Raw genomic sequence first — 25576 nt, 5'->3', positions numbered from 1 at the left:
TCTATGGACGATTCCGGTAGTGGTGCACGGTCAGCGCGGTGACGCAGGCGAGCGTGACGACGCCGAAGGCGACGCCCGCGACCGGGCTCAGCCCGCTGGCCGAGGTGACCGCGTTGGCCGCGGCGCTGACGATGAGGAGCAGCCACAGCACGGGGCGCAGCAGCCCTCGGTCGCGGCGGTGCTCGGATGCGGGAGAGATGCGATACGGATCGTTCATGTGACTGACGCTAGGGACACACCGGGCCGGGGGACGATCCAGCCAGCACGCGGACCGGGGTATAGCAGGCTGTACTTCTCGGCCGGAAATCTCGCCTGGAGCGCGACCGGTGCCCTAAGGTCACTGGCCGGGAGGTGGGATGACGATCCGGCGCTATCTGCGGCACCGCGCGCACGTCTCCGTCGACGCCCTGGAGCATCTGGTCGGCGGGCTGGGCACGGCGCTGCTCGCGCTGGCCGCGCTGGTGGCGCTTGTCGCGGTCGCCGTCTCCTGCGCCGCGGGCGTCGGGCTTCTGCTGGCGCCGTCCGCGCTGCGGATGGTGCGGGCGATCGCCGACCGGGAGCGCGCCCGCCTGACCCGGTGGGGTCCGGAGGTGATCGGCCCGGCACCGGTGCCGGAGCGGCTGCGCGCCGCCCTGCGCGACGCGGGCGTGCGCCGTGAGCTCGGGTGGGTGGCCGTGCACGCCACGTGCGGGTTCGTCATCGGCCTGCTGGGCCTCGCGCTGCCGCTGTACGCGTTGCAGTTCCTCACGTTCCCGTTGTGGTACTGGCTGCTGCCGCCCGAGGCAGGTGGGCCGGGCATCGTGTACTGGCGGATCGACGGGCTGGTGGACGCGCTCGCGGTAGGGCTGATGGGCGTCGGGTGGCTGGCCGTCGTCGTCGGCCTCGGGCCGGGTTTGGCGCGGTTGCAGGCCTGGCCGGGGCGCCGCCTGCTGCCACCGTCCGCCGGCACCGACCTGTCGCTGCGGGTGGCGCAGCTGACCGCCACGCGCGCGGCGGCCCTCGACGCCCACGCCGCCGAGCTGCGCCGCATCGAGCGTTCCCTGCACGACGGCACCCAAAACCGGCTGGTGGCGGTCAACGTCCTGCTCGGCGCCGCCCGGCGGGCACTGGCTCGGGATCCGGCGGTCGCCGCGGACGTGCTGGAGCGGGCGCAGGACGCCGCCGAGCAGGCCCTCGCGGAGCTGCGCACCGTCGTGCGCGGCATCCTGCCGCCGGTCCTGGCCGACCGCGGGCTCGCCGCCGCCCTGACCGGCCTGGCCGGCGGCAGCGGCGTGCCCTGCCGGGTCGACGTCGACGTGACCGGCCGGTGTGCCGTCTCGGTCGAGGCCACCGCCTACTTCGTGGTGGCCGAGGCACTGTCCAACGTGGCCAAGCACAGCGGCGCCGCCACCGCCACCGTCACGGTGCGCCGCGCCGGCGACCGGCTGCTGCTGCGGGTGGACGACGACGGGCACGGCGGCGCCGCGGAGGCCGACGGCTCCGGGATCGCCGGCATCCGCCGGCGGGTCGAGGCGTACGACGGCCGCTTTTCGCTGACCAGCCCACCCGGTGGGCCGACGACTCTACAGGTGGAGCTGCCATGCGGATCGTGATCGCCGAAGACGATCCACTGCTGCGCGAGGGGTTGGCCCTGCTGCTGCGCGCCGAGTCGCTCGACGTGGTCGCCACCACGGATTCGCCCGGCGCGTTCCTGTCCGCCGTGGACGCCTACGCGCCGGACGTGGCCATCGTGGACGTCCGGATGCCGCCCACCCACACCGACGAGGGGATCGTCGCCGCCGTCGAGGCACGGCGCCGGCGCCCCGGCCTGGCCGTGCTCGTGCTGTCGGCGTACGTCGAGCAGACCTTCGCGACCGAGCTGCTCGCCGGCGGCGCGGCCCGGCTGGGCTACCTGCTGAAGGAACGCGTGGGCCGGGTCGACGAGTTTCTCACCGCGCTGCACCGGGTGGCCGGGGGCGGCACCGCGGTCGACCCCGAGGTGGTCGGCCAGCTGCTGTCGCGCAGCCGCCCCGACAGCACGCTGAGCCGGCTGAGCCCGCGCGAGCGCGACGTGCTCGCGCTGATGGCCGAAGGGCTCGGCAACACCGCCATCGCCGAGCGCCTGTTCGTCACCGAAGGCGCCGTGCACAAGCACATCCGCAGCATCTTCGCCAAGCTCGACCTGGCGCCGGACGACCGCGCCGACCGGCGGGTCACGGCCGTGCTGCGCTACCTGGAGGAAACGCAGACCTGAGGGAAAAATTTGGGCTACCGCGATTTGCGTCGTGGTCCAGGCCGTTGCTCCCGCGGCGTCGCCCGTTCGCCGCTGGTCACGCTCACCCCGGCGGCTGCGCCGGGCCTTGCGGCCGGGGTAGGTAGGTGCGCGCGGGATGCGTTTGCTCTGCTTCCCTGGAGGGAGGTAGTGCCTGCTATACCATCGCTGGCCCGTAGGCTGCATGGCTGTCCGTCCACAGTCGCCATAGCGTTTTCCGTGTGCTGTCAACCAGTGAATACACGGAAAGGCGAGACACGATGTCCGTCTACATGGAACAGCCCGCGGTGCGGGTCGAAGGGCTCACCCGCACCTACGCTGCCGGCGACCAGACGGTGACCGCGCTGGCCGGCGTCGACGCGACGTTCGCGCGTGGCACGTTCACCGCGGTGATGGGGCCGTCCGGCTCCGGCAAGAGCACGCTGCTCCAGGCGGCCGCCGGACTCGACCGCCCGACGGCCGGCCGGGCCTGGATCGGCGACACCGAGCTTTCCCGGCTCTCCGAGACCGCGCTGACGAAGCTGCGGCGCGACCGGATCGGCTTCGTCTTCCAGGCGTACAACTTCATCAACGCGCTCACCGTCGAGGAGAACATCGTGCTGCCGATGCGGCTGTCCGGTGCCCGCCCCGACCGGCGGTGGCTGGCGCACGTCGTCGAGCGGGTGGGGCTGGGCGCACGGTTGCGGCACCGGCCGGCGCAGCTTTCCGGCGGTCAGCAGCAGCGGGTGGCGATCGCCCGGGCGCTGGCCATGCGACCCGACGTCATCTTCGCCGACGAGCCGACCGGCGCCCTCGACACCGGGACGGCGGCGGAGGTGCTCGCCCTGCTGCGGGCGATCGTGGACGAGCACGCGCAGACCGTCGTGATGGTCACCCACGACCCGGTCGCCGCCTCGTACGCCGACCGGGTGGTGGTCCTCGCGGACGGACGGATCGTGGCCGACATGCCGCAGCCCGGCGCCGACCGCATCGCGGAGCACCTGGCGTCGCTGGGCCGCGCCGGACGGGTGGGCTGAGCGGTGACCGCCCTGGCCCTTCGCATGCTGCGCCACCGTGCCGGCAGCGTCGCCGCCACGCTGGTCGCCCTCGCCGCTGGCGTCATGATCCTGATGAGCATGGGCACGCTGACCGAGTCCGGGCTGCTGTTCCGGCCGCAGCCCCAGCGGTACGCGGCCGCCGACATCGTCGTGGCGCACCGCGACATTACCTTCACCAGCAAGACTTTCGACGGCGAGACCGAGCGCACGACGGTGGCGCTGCCCGAGGGCGGCACCGTCCCGGACACGCTGGCGGACCAGATCCGCCAGCTCCCGGGCGTCACCGCCGCCGTCGCGGACACCTCGATCCCGGTGGTACCGCTGGCGGCCGCGTCCGTGCCGGTCACGGGCCACGGGTGGAGCAGCGCCGCCCTGACGCCCTACCGGCTGCTGGCCGGGGTGGCGCCACGCGCCGACGGCGAGGTCGTGCTCGACGCGCGGGCGGCCGGCGCACTCCACTCTGGACAGCAGGTCGACCTGCTGGTCGGCGGCAGCCCACGGCGATACCGGATCAGCGGGATCGCCCAGGGGAGCGGGCCCGCCGCGGTGTTCTTCACCGACGACCATGCCGCGGCGCTCAACCCGCACCCCGGACGCGTCGACGCCGTCGGCCTCATCGCCGTCGACCGGGCCGCGCTCACCCCGGCGGTGGAACGGCTGGCCGAGGCCGCCGGAGCGAAGGTGTACACCGGCGCCGACCGCGGGCTGGCCGAGCGGTCGGACAGCGCGGACGCCCAGGAGTTGCTGGTCATCGTCGGCGCGTCGTTCGGCGGGTACGTCGCGATGCTCATCCTCGCCGTCGTCGCCGGCACGATCGGCCTGTCCGTCCGGCACCGGCGCCGCGACCTCGCACTGCTGCGCGCCATCGCCGCGACGCCCGGCCAGGTACGCCGGATGATCATGGCGGAGGCGGCGCTGCTGAGCGGCGTCGCCGCGGTGCTGGGCGTACCGGCCGGTGCCGTCGCCAGCCACTGGCTGCACGGCGAGCTCGTCGCGCGGGGGTTCGTCCCCGAGGCGTTCCCGATGGCCAGCGGTGTGCTGTCCGGCGTCGCGGCGGTCGTCGCCACGACGCTCGTCGCGGTGCTCTCGGCGCTGATCGCCGCGCGCCGGGTGACCGCCATCCGCCCCACCGAGGCCCTCGGTGAGGTGGCCGTCGAGCCGGCTCGCAGCGGCCGGGTTCGCCTCGGCTTCGGGGTGGCGGCGCTGGTCGGCGCGACGTCGTCCAGCGCGTTCACGGTCGGCACGAGCGGGCAGGCCGCGCTGGCCGGCGCGATCGGCATGCTGTACCTGTTCGTCACCGCGGTCGCGCTGCTGGCGCCGTGGATCAACCGGGCGGCGGCCCGGCTGCTGGCCCCGGTGCTGCGCCGGGTCTGGGGCGCCAGCGGCTACCTCGCCTCGGCCAACCTGCGGGCCAACGCCCAGGGCATGGCCACCGTCCTGACCGCGCTGGTGCTGGCCGTCGGGTTCGGCGGCTCGGTGTGGTTTCTCCAGGACAACCTGGAACGGCAGACGGTCGCGCAGAGCCGCGACGGGACACTCGCCGAGCACGCGCTGGTCTCCGCGGCCGGGTTGCCCGCCACCGCGGCCGACCAGGCCAGGCAGATCCAGGGTGTGCGGGCCGCGACCCCCGTTCGCCGTACCAGTGTGATCGTGAAGGTCTTCGACGGGGCGGAGTCGGTCGCGGCCCGCGCGATCGACCCGGACGGCGCCGCCGCGACCATGGATCTCGACGTGACCGCGGGCAGCCTGGCCGACCTGAGGGGCGCGACCATCGCGGTGTCGTCGGTCCGCGCCTCGGGACAGGGCTGGGAGCTCGGCGAACATGTCGACGTGTGGCTCGGCGACGGCACCCCGGCCACGCTGCGGGTCGCCGCGATCTACCGGCGCGGGCTGGGCTTCGGCGACATCCTCCTCGACCGGGAGACCGTCGCCGGGCACACGTCCCGAAACCTCGACGACGAGATCCTGATCCGGGCCGACGCCGGCGCCCCACTCGCCGACCTGGCCGCCCGCTACCCGACCAGCAGGGTGGTCCCCGCCGCCGACCTCACCGGCCGGCTCGCCGAGGACCTGGCGATCAGCGCCTGGCTCAACAAGCTGCTGATCGGCGTCATGGTCGGCTACGCCGCCCTGGCGGCCGCGAACACCATGGTCGTCGCCGCGCTGGCCCGCCGCCGCGAGCTGGCCGTGCTCCGCCTCGCCGGCGTCACCCGCCGCCAGATCAAGAACATGGTCCACGCCGAACAGAGCGGCCTGCTCGGCGTCGCGCTGGCCATCGGCGCGGCGATCGCCGCCGTGACCCTGGCCGCGGTCGTGAACGCGCTGACCGGCGACCCGATCCCGTACGTGCCGCCGCTCGGCTGGGCGGCCGTGCTCGGCGGGGCGTCGCTGCTCGCCCTGACCACGACGGTGCTCCCGATCGGCCGGCTGCTCCGCGCCTCACCGATCGAGAACATCGGACTGCGGGAGTAGCAGGTGGGGGCGTCCCGGCCTTCCGCTGAGCCGATCGCCGGTCTCCCGCTCGGCCTCGGTGAGTCGCCGCCACTCCGACGGGCTGTGCCCGTACCGCCGCTTGAACGCGCGCGAGAACGTCGAGTGGTCGGAGAACCCGCACCTCCGACCGATCGCGGCGATCGACACGCGCGCGTTCGCGGGGTCGGTCAGCTCGCCCGCGGCCCGGCCGAGCCGCTCGGTCCTGATCCAATCGCCGAGCGAGACGTCCATCCGGGCGAGCACCGCGTAGAGGTACCGCTTCGAGATGCCGAAGTGCGCGGCGATCGTGTCGGCGCTCAGCTCCGGGTCTCCCGCGGCGGCCCGCAGATGCAGCATGATCCGCATGCCGATCGTCTGGCCGAGATGACCACCGCGTTCGCCGCCCGCGCTGGTCAGCAAGGCGCGGAGCAGCTCGATCGTCGGGTACGCGAGCGAGGCCGCCTCCGCCTCCGAGAGCGGGGGAAGCGTGGCCAGCTCGGCCAGGTAGGTGGCGACCATCTGCCCGAGCGGGCTGCCACCGATGTCGCGCACCATCACACCGCGCAGGAACAGGTAGGGCAGACCCAGCTCCTCCATGGTCACGGTGACCGACCGGGCCCGGACCGGCACGTCCGCCTGGAGCCGGAGCGGGTCCCGGCTCCAGTACGCCACCATGGACCCGGATCGCCGGCGGTCCAGGCGGTCGTTCTGCTCGATCGTGTACGGCCCGGAGGAGAGCGTCACGACCAGCCGGGGTGTGGGGTCGCGCCGCGCGAGCTTCGCGGACCGGAAGCCCTGGAAGTTGTCGAGCGTGGTCTCGGTGACGTTGACCCCGCCGAAGTAGCGGTCAAGGTGCTCGAAGCTGACCGCGCGGCCAGGGTCGGCCGGCCGCGCCCGGAACGCCACCGAGCAGTGGCGGGCCGCCTCGTCGAGGATGTCGACGCGGGAGGAGGGGTCCTCGCCGCTCAAACTGAAGTAACGCACCCCGCGGCCCTCCGGTTGCCAGTACGGGAAGGGTAACCCGGCTTACGCCGGTTTCCACGCCCTGGCGTTCTTCTCGCCTTTGCTCTGCTCCCCTATGGGAGGCGGCTGGGCGGTGACCACTATGGGGAAGCAGAGCAAAGGCGCCCGCGCGCAGCTACCTCGCCGGACCCACCTGGGCCGGCGCGGCCGGTGGGGTGCGCGTGACCAGCGGCGGAGGGGCGAGGCCGCGGGAGCGACGGTCTGGACCACGACGGACGTCGCGGCAGCTCAAGTCTATTGTGGAATGATTCGCGGACCGGGACGACCCAGGCCGGCATGGCGGGATGGGAGCTGGCGTCACTCGCGGGCGTGAACGTGTACGTCGTATGTGCGCAGGCGGCCGCACATGCCGAAGCGGCGGGTCTCGCTGGGCGGCGCCTGGAGCAATGCGGCGCCGCGCAAATGGCTGGCGTCGCCGCGTTCGAGCGCGTCGAGTACCGCGGCGGTGTGGCTCGTCTCCCGCGCGACGGTCCGTTCCCAGGTGCGGCGCCAGCCGGCCACGCGGGGCCGGACGAGGGCGGCCGCGGCGTCGTAGAAGCGTTCGAGTGGTTTCGGGTCACCGGCTCGCAGGCTGTGCGCGAGCTGGTGGAAGCCCTCGACCGCGAGGTCGCGCCGGCGGCGCGCAGCCGCGTCGAGGTCCGCCTCCGCCGCCCCGTCGGGCAGCGTCGCGTGCTTCCGATAGCGGTCCGGGTCGGCGACGATGTCGGTCGGGAACGTCATGACGGCGTCGCCGGCCTCGGGGAGGCCGGCGTTGGCCATCACCACGACCACGCGGAGGCCGCCGTCGTTGACCGCGCGGTGGATGGTGCCGGGCGTGAACCACACGGTGCTGCCCGCTTCGAGCGGGGTCTCGCGCGACCCGCCGAGGTCGAGGGTGTGCAGGGCGCCGCGGCCCTCGATGACGACGTAGGCCTCGGTCGAGGCGGTGTGCAGGTGCGGCGTGCCGCCGGCCAGCCCGTCGGGGCAGGTGCTGGTGTAGACGTCGAGGCGGGTGACGGAGGTGCCGCCGGGGAAGGCGCGGGTCACGGCGACACCACCACCGACCGGCCGAGCTTCGCGAGCCGGGCCGTCCCCTCGTCGCCGTGGTCGCCGGCCGACACGACGACCGCGTACCGGAACCGGAGCGTGTCGCGGTCGGGCAGGGCCAGCTCCTCGCTGAAGAACGGAGCGGGGCACAGGCAGGCGAACTCCTCGGTGCGGGTGAACCACTGCGGCGGGTGCCGCGGGTTGGCGGTGTCGTCGACCATGACGATCGTCGACCACCGCCCGGTCCCGTCGTGCCGGCCGCGGAAGGCGAACCACTCGGCGCGCACGCCGCGCAGGTCGTTGCCGCTGCCGGTGCCGCTCGGCGCCTGCACGGTGCCGCCGGTGAACGACCTCGGCCCGCGCCAGAACAGGCCGCCGTACCCGGCGTTGGGCCGCCCTTTCGTCGTCGGCGATCCGATGTGGAGGGTGGCGCCGGAGACGTTCGTCATCGCGGTCTCGAAGGTCAGGACCCAGGCGGTCTCGTCGACGAGCGTGGCGGTCAGGGCGCGCTCTTCCTCGACGACCGGCGCGCCGGCCTGGGAGGTCCAGTCGAGCCGGTGCCCGATCCGCGCCTGGCCGTCCTGGGTGGACAGTGCGGTGAGCTCGCGGTGCGTGGCGCTGCCGTTGTTGTCCCGCTGCACGTAGGAGCTGCCGTGCACGTAGGTGGGACCGCCCCAGAAGTTGTGCTCGCCGACGTGGGGGAGCGACCAGGCGATGCCCTTGTGCCACACGTGGTCGTGCGGGCGAAACAGGCTGACCTCGTCGCCGGCGAGCGTGCGGATCGGGTGCAGGTAGGGCTTGGGTGACTCCAGGACCGGCGTGTCCGGCCGGTAGACGTAGGTGAACAGGTCGACGCCGCCGGCGGTGACGGTGATCGACTCGTCGACGACGTGGGTCACTTTCACGGGGCGCTGGTTTCCTTCCAGGGTGCGCCGGTGCCGTCCATCCGCGCGGCGAACGGGTGGTCCGGACCGATCTGTCCACTGCGGACGCGCTGCCCGGTGAACGCGGACGCGTAGAGCGCGGCGACGAACTCCATCGTCGGCCGGGTGTCGGACACGGTGACCGGTGGCGCCTCGCCCCGGTCGAGGGCGTCGAACACCGCGGCCAGCTGGGCGGAATGCCCGCTCGGCACGTTGTCGGCCGGCGCGTTCCACCCGGTCAGGAGGGTGGCCTGCCCGGGTGCCGGGGTGAAGGTCCAGTCCCGGTCGTCGTACCCGTAGAGGTGCTCGACCTCGACGGTGGCGTGCTCGTAGTCGAAGCGCAGGGCCGACGTCTGCCGCGGCGAGATGACCGAGTTGACGACCGAGGCCACCGCGCCGTTGTCGAAGGTGACCAGGGCCATCGACAGGTCTTCGGTGTCGGTGGGCCGGGCCTGGCGGGCGGCCACCGCGGTGACCTCCCGCCACGGCCCGAGCACCGACAGCAGCAGGTCGAACTGGTGGATCCCGTGGCCCATCGTGGGCCCGCCGCCCTCGGACTCCCACGTGCCGCGCCAGGGTGCGGCGAAGTACTCGTCGTCCCGGTACCACTGGGTGGCGCAGGTGGCCAGCAGCGGCCGGCCGAGGTCGCCGGCGGCGGCCATCCGCCGGAGGCGTACGGCCGCGGAGCCGAAGCGGTGCTGGAACACGGTGGCCACGTGGCCACCGGAGTCCGCCTCGGCCGCGGCGAGCGTGTCGAACTCGGCGAGCGAGAGCGTGGGCGGCTTCTCCACCAGCACCGTGGCGCCGGCCCGCAGGCACCGCAGGGCCAGCGGGGCGTGCTGCTCCGGTGGCGTGCACAGGTGCACCAGGTCCAACTCGTGCGCGTCGAGCAGCTCGGCGACGCCGTCGTAGGTGTGCGGCACGTCCCAGCGTTCCGCGAAGGTCTTGGCCCGGGTCAGGTCGACGTCGGCGACGGCGACCAGATCGGCCCGGCCCGGCAGGCGTCGCAGGGCTTCCGCGTGGATGGTGGCGATCGCTCCGGTGCCGACGATCGCGGCCCGGTACCTGCGCTCAGACATCATGCGGCATCAATCTACGCCTCCCGTAGCGGTGCGCCGACGATACCGCGGAGGGCTTGACGGGCGGGGATAACCGTTACATAGTGGATAACGGTTATCTGGCTAACGGTTATCCGGAGGGTCGATGCGGCAGGAAGTGGTGCTCGCCATGCTGGCCAAGGAGCCCTCGCATGGCTACGAGCTGCGCGCGCGGCTGCGCGACGCGCTCGGCCCGCTCGGCGACACGATGAACGCCGGGCAGATCTACGTCACGCTGACCCGGCTGGAAAAGGCCGGCCTGCTGGCGGTCGAAAGGTCCGCCGACGGAGGCGACCAGTCGGATCGCAAGGTGTACGCGCTCACCGCCGACGGCCAGCAGCGGGTCGCCGAGTGGATCGCCGAGGTGAGCTGGCCACGCCCCGACCTCGCCGAGTTCCACCTCAAGCTGATCGCGGCCGCGTCGGCCGGGCTGGCCGACCCGCTCACCGTCGTCGACACCCAGCGCCGCGAGCTGCTGCGCCGGCTGCGTGACGCCCAGCGCGCCGCCATGGCCGAGCCGCACCGTTCGGACGCGGCGCTGTTGCTGGAGGGCGTCGTGCTCCGGCTCCAGGCCGACCTGCGCTGGCTCGAGGCGTGCGAGCACAACTGGACCCACCGAAGGAGCGGATCGTGAGCGACGTGCTTCGTGCCCGCGGGCTGCTGAAGCATTACGGCAGGGGCGATGGTCTGGTGCGCGCCGTCGACGGCGTCGATCTCGACGTCCGTAGGGGCGAGACCGTCGCGGTGATGGGGCCCAGCGGCTGCGGAAAGTCCACATTGCTGCATCTGCTCGGCGGCCTCGACCGGCCCTCGGGTGGCGAGGTGTCGCTCGACGGCCGCCGCATCGACGACATCAGCGAGCGGGCCCTGGCCCGGATGCGACGCACCGCCGTCGGGTTCGTCTTCCAGTCCTTCCACCTGATGGAGGAGCTCACCGCCGTCGAAAACGTCGAGCTGTCCGCTCTGCTGGCCGGGCGCTCGCCGCGAGCCGCGAGGCGGCGTGCCGAGGAGCTGCTGGAGCGGGTCGGGCTCGCCGACCGCGCGCGTTTCCTGCCTTCCGCGCTCTCCGGCGGCCAGCGGCAGCGGGTCGCGGTCGCCCGTGCGTTGAGCAACGAGCCGCTCGTCGTGCTCGCCGACGAGCCGACCGGAAACCTCGACAGCGCCGCCACACTCGACGTGCTCCAGCTCTTCGAGAGCCTGCACGGATCCGGTCAGACGCTGGTCATCGTCACCCACGACGCGCGGATCGCGGCCACCGCCGACCGGCTGATCACGATGCGCGACGGCGCGTTCGTCGACGAGACAAGGCTGACCGGCGGCACCACCGGGCGGCTCGGCGCCCTCGTCGGTCTGGAGGACTGACGGCTATGGGCCGCATCCTCCTCGTGGGCCGCCTCGCCCTGCGCGACCTCCGGCGGCGCCGCACCGAGGCCGTGCTCCTGCTGCTGGCCGTCATGGCGGCCACGACGACGCTGACGCTCGGGCTCGTGCTGCGCGACGCCGCCAGCGATCCGTACCAGAGCACCCGCGAGGCCACCAACGGCCCCGACGTCGTCGCCAGCGTCGCCCGGGCCGGCGGCCTTTCCGACCTGGACGCACTGGCCACCGCTCCCGGCGTCACCGACCACAGTGGACCGTTCCCGGTCACGCACGCGCGGCTTCAGGTATCCGGCCGGACATCCGACGTCCAGGTCGTCGGGCGCGACACCGCCACCGCGCCGGTCGACCAGCCCGAGGTGGTAAACGGCCGGTGGGTGAGCGATGGCGGCGTGGTGCTCGAGGCCGCCTTCGCCAGCGCGCTCGACGTGCGGGTCGGCGATCCGGTCACTGTGGACGGCCGGTCGTTCGAGGTGGTCGGCGTCGCGGTCACCGCCGCCATGCCGCCCTATCCAAAGAGCTCCTGCTACTTCCCCTGCCTCAACGGTGCCGTGCCCGCCGGCGAGGCCGTGCCCGCCGGGCTGCTGCACAACCCCGGCCTGGTCTGGCTCACCCAGGCGGATGTGCGGAGCCTCACGCCGGATCCAGCCTCCCTGGGGTACGTGATGCCCCTGAAGCTGGCCGACCCCGACGCCGCCCAGACGTTCGTCGACACGCACACCGGCGACCGCGCCGGCACGACACCCATGCGCTCCTGGCAGGAGATCGTCGAAGACGCCACCGAGGTGGCCCGAGACTCCCAGATCCTCCTGCTGATCGGCGCCTGGCTGCTCGGCCTGCTCGCCGTGGCAAGCCTTTCCGTCCTCGTCGGAGGCCGGATGGCCGACCAGACAAGGCGCGTCGGGCTCCTCAAGGCGGTCGGTGGCACACCGGGCCTCGTCGCCGCCGTGCTGCTCGCGGAGTACATCCTCGTGGCCCTCGTCGCCGCCGCGGCCGGGCTGGTGGTCGGATGGCTGGCCGCGCCTCTGCTCGCCGAGTCGAGCGCCGGCCTCGTCGGCGGTGCGGGCACACCGCCGATGAACCTGTCGACCATCGGTCTCGTCGCCGCCGTGGCGGTGGCCGTCGCGGTGGTGGCGACCGCCGTGCCGGCCCTGCGCGCCGCCCGCTCCAGCACCGTCGACGCGCTGGCCGACTCGCCCCGCCCACCCCGCCGCGTCGGCTGGCTGATCGCGGTCTCGGCGCGCCTGCCCGTGCCGCTGCTGCTCGCCTCCCGGGTCGCCGCCCGCCGCCCACGACGGGTCGTGCTGGGTGTGGCCAGCATCGCGGTTACGGTCAGCGGGATCTACGTCCTGCTCGTACTCGACGCTTTCCTCGACACCCAAGCGGCCGCCGGCGGATACGGCGAGGCCCAGCTGGCGGTGCTGCGCCACGTGATCCTCGTCTGGATGGTCATCCTGCTCTCCCTGGCGGCGGTCAACGCCGTCGTCGTCACCTGGGCGACCGTGCTCGACAACAGGCGTTCGTCGGCGCTGGCGCGCGCGCTCGGCGCCACCCCGCGCGAGGTGAGCGTGGCGCTGGCGGCCGCGCAGGTGCTCCCCGCACTAGCCGGCGCCATCCTCGGCGTCTTCCCGGGCGGCTACGCGCTCTTCGCCGCCATCAACGCGATCACCGGCGGCGAGCGCGCCAGGGCCACGCTTCCGTCGTCCTGGCAGCTGCTCGCCCTGGTGGTGGCGACGGTGCTCGTGGTGGCGGCGCTCACCGCCGTCCCCGCCGGCCTCGGCGGCCGCCGTCCCGTGTCCGACACCCTCCGCGGCGCGTCCACCTGACTCGCCGCGGCCGACCCCCGACCGCGCGGTGCGGTGGCCGGCAAGGTTGGATGGACAGATGACGTCGACTACCGCACCCACCGTCACCCTTCCGCACGGCGCCGAGATGCCGCGCCTGGGATTGGGCACCTGGCCGATGGACGACGCCGCCGCCGAGACGACGGTGGCCGCCGCGATCGAGCTGGGCTACCGGCTCGTCGACACCGCGGAAAACTACGGCAACGAGCGCGGCGTCGGGCGCGGGCTGAAGGCCTCGGGTGTGCCGCGCGAGGAGCTGTTCGTCACGACCAAGTTCAACAAGCGGTGGCACGGCGTGGAGCTGGCCGCCGAGGCGTTCGAACGCGGCGCCGACCGGCTCGGGCTGGAGTACATCGACCTGCTGCTCATCCACTGGCCCAACCCTCAGCAGGACCGATACGTCGAGGCTTTCCAAGGCCTGGTCCGGCTGCTGGAGGCCGGCCGCCTGCGCGCGATCGGCACGTCGAACTTCAAGCCCGCCCACCTGGACCGGGTCATCGCCGAGACCGGTGTCGTGCCGGACGTCAACCAGATCCAGCTGAGCCCGACCGTGACCCGCGAGTCGGCCCGCGCCTACCACACCCAGCACGGGATCGTCACCCAGTCGTGGTCGCCGATCGGCGGTTCGAGCAACGACGTGCTGCGCGAGCCGGTCGTGGTCGACGTCGCCGAGCGCCACGGCCGCACGCCGGCACAGGTCGTGCTCCGCTGGCACATGGAGCTGGGCCTGACGACCATCCCCAAGTCCAGCGACCCGGAGCGGCTCGCGCAAAACCTCGACATCTTCGACTTCACGCTCTCCACCGACGAGGTGGCCGCCATCTCCGCGCTCGACCAGGGCGACGCCGCCGGCGCCGACTCCGACGCCTTCGGACACTGACGCCGGCCGGTCGGCGTAGAGAGCTTTCGGGGTCGCCGACCGTTTCTTCGAGGCATATTTGCCCACGTTCGCGTCAGCTGCGGACCGTATGCTCCCGCGGGCACCGTTCCCGGCCGGCGGCTCGCAGCGCTCGCCGAAATCCCCGGCCGTCCACTGCCAGGTCCGCGCGACAAGCCCCGACGGGTCTTCGCGGGGCCTACCTGCGCCATCCTGACGCGGCGTAACCCGGTCAAGTGGACGAGACTTCGAGATCTAGGAGACCTAGGGTTGAAATAGCGCCCTAACTCTCCTAGATCTCGGATCTCACGCGGCTCACACCGCCGCGCGGGTACTCGCGGCGACGAAACCTGTGTTGTTTTCAGGATCGCCGATCCGGGAGCAGGCATTGTGGACAGACGTCGACCACCGGCTGGCGCGAGCTCGATCCGCCCCCGCCGGTTGCGCGCAGGGGTGAGCGCGACCAGCGGCGGACGGGTGAGGCCGCGGGAAACGCACCCCAAGAAAACGCTCCGCCGCGCTCCACGTTTCCCCGGGGCCCCGCGCAGCGGTCTGGACCACGACGACGTCGCGGTAGCTCAAACCTCTGTCTAAATAGGGCGGACCTGGCGAGTGGTGGGGTTCAGCCGAGCCAGAAGGCGCAGTTGTGCTCGGCCGCGAGGGACGTGGTCACCTTGCTCGCTCCGCCGGTGCGGAGCCGCATGACGTTCTGGCCGGAGCCGTACACCGGCCACTGTGGAGCGCCGCGGAAGTTGGGGTCGCCGCGGTGCGCGAAGGCGCTCCTGCTGTGCGGTCAGCGGCCGTTCGCCGAGCGTGAAGTCGAACATGTACGCGAGCTCGGCGCTGTGCCCGTTGGACACTTTTCCGACCTGGTGCTGCCGGTCATGATGGGGACCGCGTTCCAGCTCCCGCCGGCATACGCCTCCGCGAACGACTTCGGTAGGGACGCTCCGCCCACCTTGGACGCGCCATCGGCGACGGGAGTGGACGGATGGGCACGCCCACGGGGAATGGGTGCGCGGAAACCGCGGTGGAGCCGAACGGGAGAGGTGGGGCGAGAGCGTGCTGGCTGGCGACGGTTCAGGCGAGTACGCCGGGCGGAAACCCGGGTGGAACGGTCGCGGCGCCGGCGCCTTCGCTGGCCGGCCGAGGCGGGGGAAGACTTTGTTGTGGCCGAGAACATATCCCCTACCTGGCGGTTGTGCAGTACACGCCAACTCAGCCGTAACGCGGGTCCTCCGCACGCGCCAGCGCGACCGCCCCGAGCAGCTCGGCCCGGTCACCGAGCGTCCCGACGCGCAGCCCCACGAACTCCGCCACGTCGCCGGGGGTGTGCCGGTCGATCATCTCGCGGATGCCCTCCAGCATCGGCTCCGCCGCCGGGCCGAGCATCCCGTCGAGCACGATCGCCTCCGGGCTCAGCATCACGCAGAGGTCGGCCAGGACCCGCCCGATCCGGCGGCCCGCGTCGGTCATGACGCGCCGCGTACCCCGTTCGCCGGCGGCCAGGAGGGCCTGGATGTCCTCGAGGGTGACCGGCGTCGGGTAGGCCGTGCTGAGGAACCCGTGGATCTGGCTGCTGTTGGTGACCGCGAGGCAGCCGCGGCTCCCGCAGGCGCACCATGCCCCGTCGTCGACCACCTGCACGTGGGCGAGCTCGCCGGCCAGCCCGCGAGCGCCGCGGTGCAGCCGCCCGCCGAGGACGAGCCCGGCGCCGAGCCCCTCGACCACCCGGACGAAGACGACGTCGGTCAGGCCCTGGCCCGCGCCACGGGTCAGCTCGCCCAGCGCCGCGAGGTTGGCGTAGTTTTCCGCGACCACCGGCACGCCCAGCCGCTGCCGGACGGCCGGCACCGGATCGGAGCGCAGCCAGCCATAGGTCCGCGCCAGCTCCGGGACGGCCGCGCGGACCGCGTCGGGGACGCGCCCGACCACCACACCCACACCCGGCTGGTACGCGCCGGGAATGCCGACCACGGCACGGTCCGCCTGCCCGTGGCCGAGGCCGGCGTCGGACAGCGCCTGCTCGACCATTTCCAGCCCGCGCCCGATGATCTTCGACTCCTCGCGCGGACCCTCGATGGGGCTGTGTCGGACGGCCGCCACGGTCCCGTCCCAGCCGACGACCGCGGCCCGGATCGCGGCGTGGCTCAGCGCCAGCACGGCGACCATCCCGCCGGACCCGGCGAGCGCGACCGCGCCGGCGGGCCGACCGCGCCCGCGGCCCGGTGCGGCCTCGGCCGGCTGCTCGACCAGCGCACCGCGGCGCAGCAGCCGCGCGACGATCCCGGTCACCGTGGTCTTCGGTAGCCCGGTCGCCGCGCTCAGCTCTGCCCGGCTGGCGACGACGCCGCCGGCGAGCGCGGCGAGGACGAGCCGCTCGCCAGCGCTGGTGGGGTGGGTCACCTGTGCATAGTAGGGCCAATTTCCAACGAGAATCGTCCCAAAAGCGATCGTTGACGCCGGACGACCATGCCAATAGCGCCCCTCGTGGCTCAAATTATAAACGGGATGAGCCAAATAGGTGACCTCGGCGGCCGAGCCGGGGACCTCTCAGCGGCCGTCGGATCCGTGGCCAGGCCAGCCACGAGACCGGAGACCGGCCGGCACCTGCGGTGCTGAAGGGTTTTCCGCGGTACGCCGCCGGGGTATTGGGAGCGGGTCCACATATCCCCTACCCCCGCGGAGCCAGAGATGTTGGTACTGGGTTTGATCCTCACGCTGGTCGGATGGCTGACCGGCATCGGCATCCTTACGACGATCGGCATCATCCTGCTCGTGGTCGGAGCCGTCCTCATGCTGCTCGGCTCGGTCAACCGCCCCGTGCTCGGCCGCCGCTACTGGTATTAGCCGCCGGGTGCGTGACTCGCGAGTGACGGACGGGCGGGCTGCGGTGTGGGGGCAGCCCGGCTCGTCGGGTTCGAGATCGATAGCCGGCTTTGGGCGCGACGGGGCGGGGCATTAGGCTGCCCCCAGCCCTCCAGCCCGCGTCCACAGGGGAGTCGCGATCGTGACCGAGCCTTCGTACCCTGACCCCACCGTCATGAGCCACGCTCGGGCATACGACTACGTCCTAGGTGGAAAGGACAACTTCGAGGTCGACCGCCAAGCCGCGCAGGCCGTCATCGACCTCGCGCCGGACCTCCCCGCGCTGGGCCGGGCGCAGCGACGGTTTCTGCTCAGGGTCGTGCAGATGTGCGCCAAGGAAGGCATCGACCAGTTTCTCGACATCGGCACCGGCATCCCGACCGCGCCCAACGTGCACGGCACCGCCCGCGCCATCAATCCGGACGCCCGTGTGGTCTATGTGGACAACGACCGGACCGTGTTCGTGCACAACAACGCCCTGCTGGCCACAGTGGAGGGCGTCGTCTCCATCCAGGAGGACGTCCGCGAGCCGCAGCGGATCTTCGACGACCCCAAGGTGCGGTCGCTGATCGACTTCGACAAGCCGATGCTGCTGCTCTTCATCGGCCTGTTTCACCTGGTCGGCGACCAAGACCACCCGGCCGCGCTGATCGCCCGCTTCCGCGACCGCATGGCGCCCGGCAGCTACATGTGCCTGTCCCAGTTCTGCACCGACGGCAGCGACCCGGCCGCCAAGGCCAAGCTCGAAGAGATCTCGGTCAACTCCCCGGCACCGATGTGCTTCCGCCGCCGCGACGAGATCCTGCCCTTCTTCGACGGCTTCGAGATGCTGCCGCCCGGCCTCGTGGACGTCCAGGACTGGTGGCCGGACGAGGACCAGCCACCGACCGCCCTCAAGGTCGCCGCCGCCGTGGGCAAGAAGGTCTAGCGCGCCCTTTCGGAGTCGAGGTGGCCGGGCTGAGTTCCTTTTAGGACAAAGATGTGAGCTACCGCGACGTCCGTCGTGGTCCAGACCGCTGCTCCCGCGGCCTCACCCGTCCGGACGTGGGAAAAGCCGCCTTGAAGCAACGCCTCGACGGGCGGCGACCCTGACCCCGAAGGCCTCTAGGAGACCTTTCGTTATCGAGGTTGGCTCTGTCCACAATGCCTTGATCGGCGTCGATCTTTGCGGCCGGTGAACGGATCGTGGACGTTTACTGCCCCTCCAGGGGCAGTTGTGTACCACGATCGCCAGCGTCACCTGCCCTCGTTACCTCGATCAAGGGAAACCTGTCGCGAGGGGGGCTTGTCTCGCGGAGCTGGCAGTGGACGGGCGGGGGTTTCGGCGAGCGCTGCGAGCCGCCGGCCGGGAGCGGTGCCCGCGGGAGCGTACGGTCTCCAGCTGACGCGGACGGGGGAAAATCTGCCTGAATGCCGCCACGCCATAGCGACGGGGTCAGACCGTGGAGGTTGAGACGCGGGAGTGGCGGGCGGACTGGGGTCGGCTGGCTCAGTGGGGCCAGCCGGGGACGTTCAGGTGGATCTGGTAGACGCCGAAGTTGCCCCAGGTGCCCGAGGTGACGAAGAGGGTGCGGCCGTCCGCGCCGCCGAATGCCGCGTTGGTGGTGTTGGTGCCGGCGGAGATGGTGCCCAGCGCCCTGCCGTCGGGGGCGAAGACGTGTACCTTGCCGTCCGAATAGGACGCCCAGTAGAGGTTGCCCGCGCAGTCGATGGTCGCCCCGTCCGGGCCGCTCATGCTGGCGAACTCGGTGCGCGGTCCGGTGCTGCCGTCCGGGAGCACCGGGTACTTGTAGATTTTGCCGGCGCTGTTGCCGCCGACGTAGAGCGTGTTGCCGTCCGGCGCGAGCACGACGCCGTTCGGTTGGGCGATCGTGTCGTCGACGAGGGACACCACGCCGCCGCTGACCCGGTACACGCCGGTGCGGCCGGCCATCTCGTCCGGCCGGTTGCCGCGCTGGAAGTTCGGGTCGGTGAAGTAGACGGTGCCGTCGCCGCGGACGGTCAGGTCGTTGGGGGAGTTGAACCTGCGGCCCTGGAACGTCTGCGCCACCGTGCCGCGGGTGCCGTCGGCCAGGTTGTAGGAGGAGACGCTCCGCTGGTCGTGCGTCGCGGCGAGGACGTGCGTGCCGTCCGTGCCGAGCGCGAGCCCGTTGCTGCCGCCGCTGGCCACGAACACGTCGAACCGGTCCGGCGGCGTCAGCGCCCTAATGACGGACGGCTGCACGCCCTCAGGCCCGGCCGCCGGCTGCATGTCCGACACCAGCAGCCGGCCCTGGTCCGCGATCCAGACCGGACCCTCCAGGAAGTTGAACCGGCCCGGCACCCGGACGGCGGACACGCTCGGCGACGGCAGCGGGTCGCCGTAGACGTCACCCGGCACGCACGCGGCCGGCTGGTTTTCGGCGCCCGCGGCGCCCGCCGTGAGCAGCGAAGCCGTCACCGTCACCACGCCAGCCAGCGCGAAGAGCACCTGTCGCCGCGTCATGCTCACTCCGTTCAGACGAGTAGACCATCAATGTACATCGATGGAGCGGAAGAGGTGGGGTGGGCGCGCCGGGGGCAGCCGGAGGTCGAAATATCTGGGATGCCGGGGATCCGACAGTGACCTCGCCCCTAAAAGATCTCTAGAGTCTGCTGGCATGGTGGACGAACCGGTAAAGGCCAGCAGGTGGGCTTTTCGCCTGGTGGCGTGGGGCGGAGCCGTGGTCGGGCTGGTGCTTGTCGTGGCCGCCGTCGCGGTCGACGACCCGCCGCTGTGGTGGTGGCTCGTCGGCGTGCCGCTCGCGCTCGTCTGCGGGCTGTGGACGGCCATGTGGGCCAGGTTCCGGTTGCGTCACCGTACGCCCGAGGCCCGGCGGCGCGCGCTGGCGGAGCTGGCGGCGAAGCAGGAGGCCGTCGCGGAGCCGGTCGAGCGGTCCCGCCTCGCGTACCGGGCCACCAAGCACAAGAAGGCCGTCCTGCGGTCGGGCGGCGAGGCCACCGCCGTCGTGCGGTTTCTGGCCGACGGCGGGCGGGCCAACCAGTTCCGGCAGCTCGTGTACATGGAGTTGGAGGTCAGCCGTCCGGGCCAGGAGTCCTACGTCGTGAAGACGGGTGAGTTCCTGACCGCCGCGTCGGCCGGATCCGTCGCGCCCGGCCGGGTGCTCCAGGTGAAGGTGGACGAGCGGGATCCGCAGCGGGTGGCCGTCGACTGGGAGCGGTCGCTGCGGCTGGTCGACTGACGTGGGCGCGTTCGAAGCGGCGCCGATCGACACCGAGCGGCTCGTCCTGACGCCGCTGCGCCCGGCGGACGCCGACGCGATGGTCGACGTGCTCGGCGACGTGCGACTCCACGAGTTCATCGGCGGGCAGCCGGCCGGCCGCGCGGATCTGCGCCGGCGCTACGAGCGGCTCGCCGCCGGCTCGGGAGACCCGGACCAGGTCTGGCTCAACTGGATCGTGCGCCGCGGCACCGACGACCAACCGGTCGGCACGGTGCAGGCCACCGTGACCCGCGACGGCGACCGGTGGTCGGCCGCGATCGCCTGGGTCGTCGGCACGCGCTGGCAGGGACAGGGCTTCGCCACCGAGGCCGCGCGGGCGATGGTGGCGTGGCTGCGCGAGCGCGGCGCGGACGTCATCACCGCCAACATCCATCGCGACCACCACGCCTCCGCGGCCGTCGCGGCCCGAGCCGGCCTCACCGCGACCACCGAGGAGGTCGACGGCGAACGGGTCTGGCGGGCCGAGGCGAAGTAGCGGTGCCCGCCGCGGCCACGGCGGGCACCTCCCCCGTGGAACTACTCCCAGACCGGCTTGGTCTTCCGGATGGCCTCCGCGCGCCGCTTCGCGGCCTCGGTCAGGGCCCCGCCGCCGGCGGCGGCCAGCGCGCCCGGTACCACGGCCGGGTTGACCGATCCGGAGCTGATCACGAAGCCGACCACGTCGAGGATCACATGAGTCAGCTGGCTGGTGAAGACCGAGATGCCGGTGTGCACCTCGTTCCCCTCGTTCGCGCCGGTGGCGGTGAGCACGAGGTTGGTGAGGTTCTGGTTGGGGGAGTAGTTGAGGCTCGAGGCCCGAGGGGGTCCGTGGAGGTATGCGAACACGCTCAGGTAACCGGCCACGGTCTGGCCGGTCACCGTGGCGTTGAGGAACACCGCGTCAGGGAACGACGCGAGGTCGTTGAGGTTGACGTCCATGATCTGGTTTTTCGGGAGCCGGCCGGCGCTGTCCAGGACCGACGGGTTGACGATCCGCCACCGCAGGTCGGCGTTGCGGGTGTCCACCACGCGCGTCGGGACGATCGGCACGGTGGTGTTGGCGGCGAGGGTGGACTCCGCCCGTGCGGGCGTCGCGACCACCGCACCCGCGACGCCGGCGCCCGCCACGCCCGCGGCCAGCGTGCCGGCGCGCCGCAACAGCCGCCGGCGGTCAGTGTGCCTTTCAAGGTCTGCCATCTTTCCAGGTCAGCATCGGCCAGGGTTGTCTGGTAGCGGGTACCTGCGGTAAACAACGGCAATAAATCGGGCATAAAGGGGGATGAGTGCCGCGACCGGAGCGCGCCGTGGATCCGGACGACGGTCCGGTGCAGGCGCTGGCGGCTGAGCTGCGTGACCTGCGGCGGCAGGCGGGAAATCCGGGCTACCGGGAGCTGGCCGGGCGGGCCGGTTACTCGGTGGCGGCGCTGGCGAACGCCGCCGGCGGGCGCCGGCTGCCCAGCCTGGCGGTGACGCTGGCCTTCGTACGGGCGTGCGGCGGCGACCCGGTCGCCTGGGAGCGGCGGTGGCGCGAGGCGGCCACGGCCACGGCGCCGGCGGACGCGCCGTACCGGGGCCTCGTGGCGTACGACGTCGCGGACGCCGACCGGTTCTTCGGCCGGCAGCGGCTGGTGGCGCGCATCGTGGAGATGCTCGCCGAGCACCGGTTCCTGGCGGTGGTCGGTGTGTCCGGCAGCGGCAAGTCGTCGCTGCTGCGCGCCGGGCTGGTGCCGGCGCTGGCCGCCGCCGCGCCGGTGGTGACGACGCCCGGCCTGGCGCTGCTGACGCCGCCCGCCGAGGACGGCCTGCTCGTCGTGGACCAGTTCGAGGAGCTGTTCACCCTCTGCCCGGACGCCGCCGAGCGCGCCGCGTTCGTGACCGAGCTGGCGGCCGTGGCGGAGCGGGCGCGGGTCGTGATCGGGATACGCGCGGACTTCTACGGCCGCTGCACCGAACTGCCCACGCTGGCGCGCCTGCTCGCCGGGGCGACCGTACCGGTGGGCCCGCTGGAGGACGACGAGCTGCGGGAGGCGGTCACCGAGCCGGCGCGGCGAGCCGGCGGCAGCGTGGAGCGGGCGCTGGTGACCAAGCTGCTCGCCGACGCGGCCGGCCAGCCGGGCGCCCTGCCGCTGGTGTCCCACGCGCTGCTGGAGACGTGGCGGCAGCGCCGCGGCGACGTGCTCACCCTGGCCGGGTACGAGGCGACGGGCGGCGTCGCCGGTGCCATCGCGCAGACCGCCGAGGCGGTGTACCAAGGGTTCGAGCCGGTGCGGCGGGAGACGGCCGAGCGGCTGCTGACCCGGCTCGTGGCGCTCGGCGACGGGGTGGAGGACACGCGCCGAAGGGTCGACCGCGCCGAGCTGGACCTACCGGACGCCGACGCGGTGCTGCGCCAGCTGGCCGACGCCCGGCTGGTCGTGCTCGGGCGCGACACCGTCGAGATCGCCCACGAGGCGCTGATCCGGGCGTGGCCGCGGCTGCACGGCTGGCTCCACGCCGACCGCGAGGCGCTGCGCCTGCACCGGCAGCTGACCGACGCCAGCGACATCTGGCGCTCGCACGACATGGACACCGGCGCCCTCTACCGGGGGCAGCGGCTCGCCGCCTGGGACGACCGCGACCTGCACCGGCTCAACGGCGTGGAGCGCGACTTCCTGGCCGCCAGCCGGGCCCGCCGGGCCTGGGAGCAGCGCGCCGGCCGCCGCCGCGTCCGGCTCGCCGTGGCGGGTCTCGCGGCCGCCGTGGCCGTGGTGAGCGTGCTGGCCGCCACCGCGATGGTGCAGGCCGGCCGCGCCCGCGACGAGCGCGACCTGGCCTACTCCCGCCAGTTGGTGGCCGAGGCGCGCACCCAGCTCCAGGTCGACCCGCGGCGCGGCCTGGAGCTGGCCCGCCAGGCGTACGAGGCGCGGCCGTCCGAGGAGGCCGAGGCGGTGCTGCGCCAGGCGGTCCTCGTGGACCGGACGCACGCGGCGCTGACCGTCTCGCCGGGCGGGTTCGCACCCGTGGCGGTCAGCCGCGACGGCACGCGCCTGGCCGTCGGCACGTCGCCGGTCGCGGTGTGGGACCTGGCGCGCGGCACCCGGACGGCGGAGCTGACCGGCGGGTCGGTGCTCGCGCTGGCGTTCAGCCCGGACGGCCGGCACCTCGCGGCGGGTGCGAAGGACGGCCAGGTGCGGATGTGGGACCTATCCGCCGGCACCGGCCCGGTCACCGTCGGCGCGCAGACCGGCGCCGCGGAGAGCGTGGCGTTCAGCCCCGACGGCCGCCGCGTGGCCACCGGCGGCGTGGACGGCACCGTAAGGATCTGGGCCGTCGCGGGGCGCGCCGCACCGGCCGTCCTCACCGGACACCGGGGGCGGGTGCGCGCCGTCGCGTTCAGCCCGGACGGCGAGCGGGTCGCCAGCGGCGGCGACGACGGCGTCCTGTTGATAAGGGGCGTGACCGGTCACCCGCCCCCGGTCCTGCTCGACGGCCACGGCGGCGCGGTGTGGAGCGTGGCGTTCAGCCCGGACGGGCGGCAGGTGGTCAGCGGGCACAACGATGGTGGCGCACGCGTCTGGCACGCCGGCCAGCCCACGGTGTTTCGCACCTCGACCCGGCTCGTTCGCGGCGTCGCATTCAGCCCGGACGGGCAGCGGATCGCCACCACCGCCAGTGGGGGAGCCATCCACCTGTGGGATCAGGCGGGCGTGGGTCGTCCCCTCGAACTGCGCGGCCACACCCACAGCGCGCTCTCCGTGAGCTTCACGCCGGACGGGCGCCGGCTGGTGACGGCCGCCGCCGACGGCACCGCCCGGGTCTGGGACACCGGCGGGTGGGCCAACCCCGCGATCCTCCGGATACCGGGAACGGTCGTGCGCGACGTGGCGCTCAGCCCGGACGGCCGCCGCGTGGCGACCGCCGCCGCGGACGGCACGGTCCGTGTCTGGGACACAAAGGACACCCGTGAACCCGCCGTGCTGAGCGGCCACCGCGGGCGGGTGCTCGGCGTCGTGTTCCACCCGGACGGCACCCGCCTCGCGACCGGCGGCGACGACGGCACCCTCCGGATCTGGGACCTCACCCGCATGCGGCAGGCGGCCGTCATCTCGAGTGGGGGCCCGGTGCGACCGATCGGGCTCGACACCGTCGGGTGGTTGGCCGCGACCACAGTGGACGCTCGCAACGACCTCGACACCCAGCTGCGCGTGTGGAACTCCACCACCGGTTCGCCGGTCGCCACGTACGACGTCGACGGGTACGGGGTCGGGTCCGGCACGTTCCGCGTCGCGCTGGCCAAGCAGGACGGCACCGTCGAGATCGTCGACACCGCGGGCGGCCGGATCGTCCTTCGTGGACACCAGGGGCCGGTCTACGGCATCGCGTTCAGCCCGGACGGTCGGCGCCTGGCCACCGCGAGCCAGGATGGCACCATCCGCGTGTGGAACGCGGACGGCACCACCGCGTTTACCCTTCCCGGCCATCCCGGCGGCGCCAGGACGGTACGTTACTCCGGCGACGGCCGATGGCTGGTCAGCACCGGCACCGACGAGACCCTCCGGATCTGGAAGGCCACCACGCCCACCGAGCCGATCGTCTTCGACAGCTTCGGGCCGCCGGTCGTCTCCGCCGCCTTCGACCGCGACGCGTCGCGGGTGGTCACCCTCCATGCCGACGGCACGGCACGCGTGTGGTCGTGCGACGTGTGCGGCACTAACCCCTTTGGTACTTCTCCCACCAGGTGAAGGCCACCCGGTACGCCGACGGGGTGTCGTCCGCGGCGTGGCTGGCCAGACCGTTTCTGCCGAAGTAGTAGTCGTGGGTCTGGTTGCGGGCGGCCTGTGCCATGTCCGGGTCGGAGACGGCGGCGGCGTGGATGTGGTAGGGCCAGTCTCCCTGGGACGGGTTGCGCAGCCAGGCGGCGAAGCCGACCGTGCGCAGCGCGCGCACCGTCTCCCAGCGCTGGGTCGTGGTCAGGCTCGTCACCGAGATGTCGACGACTCCGCCGCCGTCGTGGGTGCCGGCGGAGCTGGGGTTGGAGGACGTGTACGAGCCCTGGGAGAGCGTCAGGCTCCAGGAGAGCATGCCGTCGGCGGCGGCGAGCATGTTGCGGGTGCGGGTGTTCACCCGCCGACCGCCGTACGTGTCGGTGCGTGAGCCGGTGGACACCGGCCTGGAGACGGTGAACCTGCCCTCGCCGAGCCGGGTCAGGGACGTAGGTCCGGGGATGCCGTTGGCGTCGAGGCCCGAGTAGCCGAGCGACCGCTGCCACGCGGCGTAGGCGGAGACGGTCGACGTGCCGAAGTGCCCGTCGACGGCGCCGGAGGCGAGCAGGCCCTTGGCGTTCAGGGCGCGCTCCACCTCGATGACGTGGGTGGAGGCCCCGGGAGTGAGGCCGGTGTCGGCCTTGGGTGGGTCGACCTGAGCGGCGAGGAGGACCAGCTCCATGTCGACGGCTGGCAGCGCGAGCGCCTCCGTGGAGAGCAGCGAACTCGCGCCCGCGGCGGCCGCCGTGACCACCGCACCACGCGAGAGGACCCATCGTCTTGTCCGACCGGTCATG

Annotated in this window: 22 protein-coding genes; 13 read left to right on the top strand and 9 right to left on the bottom strand. The window is 72.9% G+C overall.

The window, feature by feature from the left end; translation table 11 throughout:
• Position 1 precedes the first annotated feature (1 nt).
• Complete coding sequence (locus AC5L36_RS07655; RefSeq protein WP_441216882.1) at positions 2 to 217, bottom strand: hypothetical protein; 216 nt, start codon at positions 215 to 217, stop codon at positions 2 to 4.
• A 139-nt stretch (positions 218 to 356) separates the two neighbouring features.
• On the opposite strand from AC5L36_RS07655, the gene AC5L36_RS07650 reads away from it, so the two are divergent.
• The 4 genes from AC5L36_RS07650 to AC5L36_RS07635 all read left to right on the top strand — a co-directional run bounded on the left by AC5L36_RS07650 (position 357) and on the right by AC5L36_RS07635 (position 5760).
• On the top strand, positions 357 to 1592 hold the full coding sequence (locus tag AC5L36_RS07650) for a sensor histidine kinase (protein ID WP_441216881.1): 1236 nt from the start codon (positions 357 to 359) through the stop codon (positions 1590 to 1592).
• On the top strand, positions 1580 to 2233 hold the full coding sequence (locus AC5L36_RS07645; protein ID WP_441216880.1) for a response regulator: 654 nt from the start codon (positions 1580 to 1582) through the stop codon (positions 2231 to 2233). Before AC5L36_RS07650 ends, AC5L36_RS07645 begins: the two co-directional genes overlap by 13 nt.
• 278 nt (positions 2234 to 2511) lie before the next feature.
• Positions 2512 to 3267 carry an ABC transporter ATP-binding protein gene (locus AC5L36_RS07640; RefSeq protein ID WP_441216879.1) on the top strand — a complete coding sequence of 252 codons (756 nt, stop codon included), beginning with the start codon at positions 2512 to 2514 and terminating at the stop codon, positions 3265 to 3267.
• Between the two features lie 3 nt (positions 3268 to 3270).
• The gene (locus AC5L36_RS07635; protein ID WP_441216878.1) at positions 3271 to 5760 is read left to right on the top strand and encodes an FtsX-like permease family protein; all 2490 of its coding nucleotides are present in this window, start codon (positions 3271 to 3273) and stop codon (positions 5758 to 5760) included.
• Here AC5L36_RS07635 and AC5L36_RS07630 read toward each other — a convergent pair.
• From AC5L36_RS07630 to AC5L36_RS07615, 4 genes are all read right to left on the bottom strand, one after another.
• Complete coding sequence (locus AC5L36_RS07630) at positions 5728 to 6744, bottom strand: helix-turn-helix domain-containing protein (protein WP_441216877.1); 1017 nt, start codon at positions 6742 to 6744, stop codon at positions 5728 to 5730. The two genes, AC5L36_RS07635 and AC5L36_RS07630, sit on opposite strands and share 33 nt — an antisense overlap.
• 336 nt (positions 6745 to 7080) lie before the next feature.
• On the bottom strand, positions 7081 to 7809 hold the full coding sequence (locus AC5L36_RS07625; protein ID WP_441216876.1) for a cupin domain-containing protein: 729 nt from the start codon (positions 7807 to 7809) through the stop codon (positions 7081 to 7083).
• Complete coding sequence (locus AC5L36_RS07620; RefSeq protein ID WP_441216875.1) at positions 7806 to 8714, bottom strand: DUF6807 domain-containing protein; 909 nt, start codon at positions 8712 to 8714, stop codon at positions 7806 to 7808. The genes AC5L36_RS07625 and AC5L36_RS07620 overlap by 4 nt, the downstream gene beginning before the upstream one ends.
• Complete coding sequence (locus tag AC5L36_RS07615; protein ID WP_441216874.1) at positions 8711 to 9814, bottom strand: Gfo/Idh/MocA family protein; 1104 nt, start codon at positions 9812 to 9814, stop codon at positions 8711 to 8713. Before AC5L36_RS07615 ends, AC5L36_RS07620 begins: the two co-directional genes overlap by 4 nt.
• Before the next feature lie 121 nt (positions 9815 to 9935).
• Between AC5L36_RS07615 and AC5L36_RS07610 the strand changes: the two genes are divergently transcribed.
• The 4 genes from AC5L36_RS07610 to AC5L36_RS07595 are packed head-to-tail and all read left to right on the top strand — an operon-like array spanning position 9936 to position 13930.
• Entirely contained in the window at positions 9936 to 10463 is a 528-nt protein-coding gene (locus tag AC5L36_RS07610; RefSeq protein WP_441216873.1) for a PadR family transcriptional regulator, read from the top strand.
• On the top strand, positions 10460 to 11191 hold the full coding sequence (locus tag AC5L36_RS07605; protein WP_441216872.1) for an ABC transporter ATP-binding protein: 732 nt from the start codon (positions 10460 to 10462) through the stop codon (positions 11189 to 11191). Before AC5L36_RS07610 ends, AC5L36_RS07605 begins: the two co-directional genes overlap by 4 nt.
• A gap of 5 nt (positions 11192 to 11196) precedes the next feature.
• The gene (locus AC5L36_RS07600) at positions 11197 to 13032 is read left to right on the top strand and encodes an FtsX-like permease family protein (RefSeq protein WP_441216871.1); all 1836 of its coding nucleotides are present in this window, start codon (positions 11197 to 11199) and stop codon (positions 13030 to 13032) included.
• A gap of 58 nt (positions 13033 to 13090) precedes the next feature.
• On the top strand, positions 13091 to 13930 hold the full coding sequence (locus AC5L36_RS07595) for an aldo/keto reductase (RefSeq protein ID WP_441216870.1): 840 nt from the start codon (positions 13091 to 13093) through the stop codon (positions 13928 to 13930).
• Between the two features lie 1215 nt (positions 13931 to 15145).
• On the opposite strand, the gene AC5L36_RS07590 is transcribed toward AC5L36_RS07595, so the two are convergent.
• Positions 15146 to 16333, bottom strand: coding sequence for an ROK family transcriptional regulator (locus tag AC5L36_RS07590; RefSeq protein ID WP_441216869.1), 1188 nt, complete (start codon positions 16331 to 16333; stop codon positions 15146 to 15148).
• A gap of 288 nt (positions 16334 to 16621) precedes the next feature.
• On the opposite strand from AC5L36_RS07590, the gene AC5L36_RS07585 reads away from it, so the two are divergent.
• Positions 16622 to 16777 carry a hypothetical protein gene (locus AC5L36_RS07585; protein ID WP_441216868.1) on the top strand — a complete coding sequence of 52 codons (156 nt, stop codon included), beginning with the start codon at positions 16622 to 16624 and terminating at the stop codon, positions 16775 to 16777.
• 160 nt (positions 16778 to 16937) lie between these two features.
• Positions 16938 to 17723 carry an SAM-dependent methyltransferase gene (locus AC5L36_RS07580; protein ID WP_441216867.1) on the top strand — a complete coding sequence of 262 codons (786 nt, stop codon included), beginning with the start codon at positions 16938 to 16940 and terminating at the stop codon, positions 17721 to 17723.
• A gap of 561 nt (positions 17724 to 18284) precedes the next feature.
• On the opposite strand, the gene AC5L36_RS07575 is transcribed toward AC5L36_RS07580, so the two are convergent.
• Positions 18285 to 19280: an SMP-30/gluconolactonase/LRE family protein gene (locus AC5L36_RS07575; RefSeq protein WP_441216866.1), complete on the bottom strand. Its 996-nt coding sequence runs from the start codon at positions 19278 to 19280 to the stop codon at positions 18285 to 18287.
• 154 nt (positions 19281 to 19434) lie between these two features.
• On the opposite strand from AC5L36_RS07575, the gene AC5L36_RS07570 reads away from it, so the two are divergent.
• Positions 19435 to 20016 carry a hypothetical protein gene (locus tag AC5L36_RS07570; protein WP_441216865.1) on the top strand — a complete coding sequence of 194 codons (582 nt, stop codon included), beginning with the start codon at positions 19435 to 19437 and terminating at the stop codon, positions 20014 to 20016.
• A gap of 1 nt (position 20017) precedes the next feature.
• Entirely contained in the window at positions 20018 to 20533 is a 516-nt protein-coding gene (locus tag AC5L36_RS07565) for a GNAT family N-acetyltransferase (protein WP_441216864.1), read from the top strand.
• Between the two features lie 41 nt (positions 20534 to 20574).
• On the opposite strand, the gene AC5L36_RS07560 is transcribed toward AC5L36_RS07565, so the two are convergent.
• Complete coding sequence (locus AC5L36_RS07560; protein WP_441216863.1) at positions 20575 to 21234, bottom strand: hypothetical protein; 660 nt, start codon at positions 21232 to 21234, stop codon at positions 20575 to 20577.
• A 107-nt stretch (positions 21235 to 21341) separates the two neighbouring features.
• Between AC5L36_RS07560 and AC5L36_RS07555 the strand changes: the two genes are divergently transcribed.
• On the top strand, positions 21342 to 24758 hold the full coding sequence (locus AC5L36_RS07555) for an nSTAND1 domain-containing NTPase (protein WP_441216862.1): 3417 nt from the start codon (positions 21342 to 21344) through the stop codon (positions 24756 to 24758).
• On the opposite strand, the gene AC5L36_RS07550 is transcribed toward AC5L36_RS07555, so the two are convergent.
• On the bottom strand, positions 24727 to 25575 hold the full coding sequence (locus tag AC5L36_RS07550) for a peptidoglycan-binding protein (RefSeq protein WP_441216861.1): 849 nt from the start codon (positions 25573 to 25575) through the stop codon (positions 24727 to 24729). The genes AC5L36_RS07555 and AC5L36_RS07550 overlap by 32 nt on opposite strands.
• Position 25576 lies beyond the last annotated feature (1 nt).

The organism is Phytohabitans sp. LZ39 (assembly GCF_059359075.1).
The sequence above is the reverse complement of the archived record's forward strand: the minus strand, read 5'-3'. Positions and strand labels throughout refer to the sequence as shown.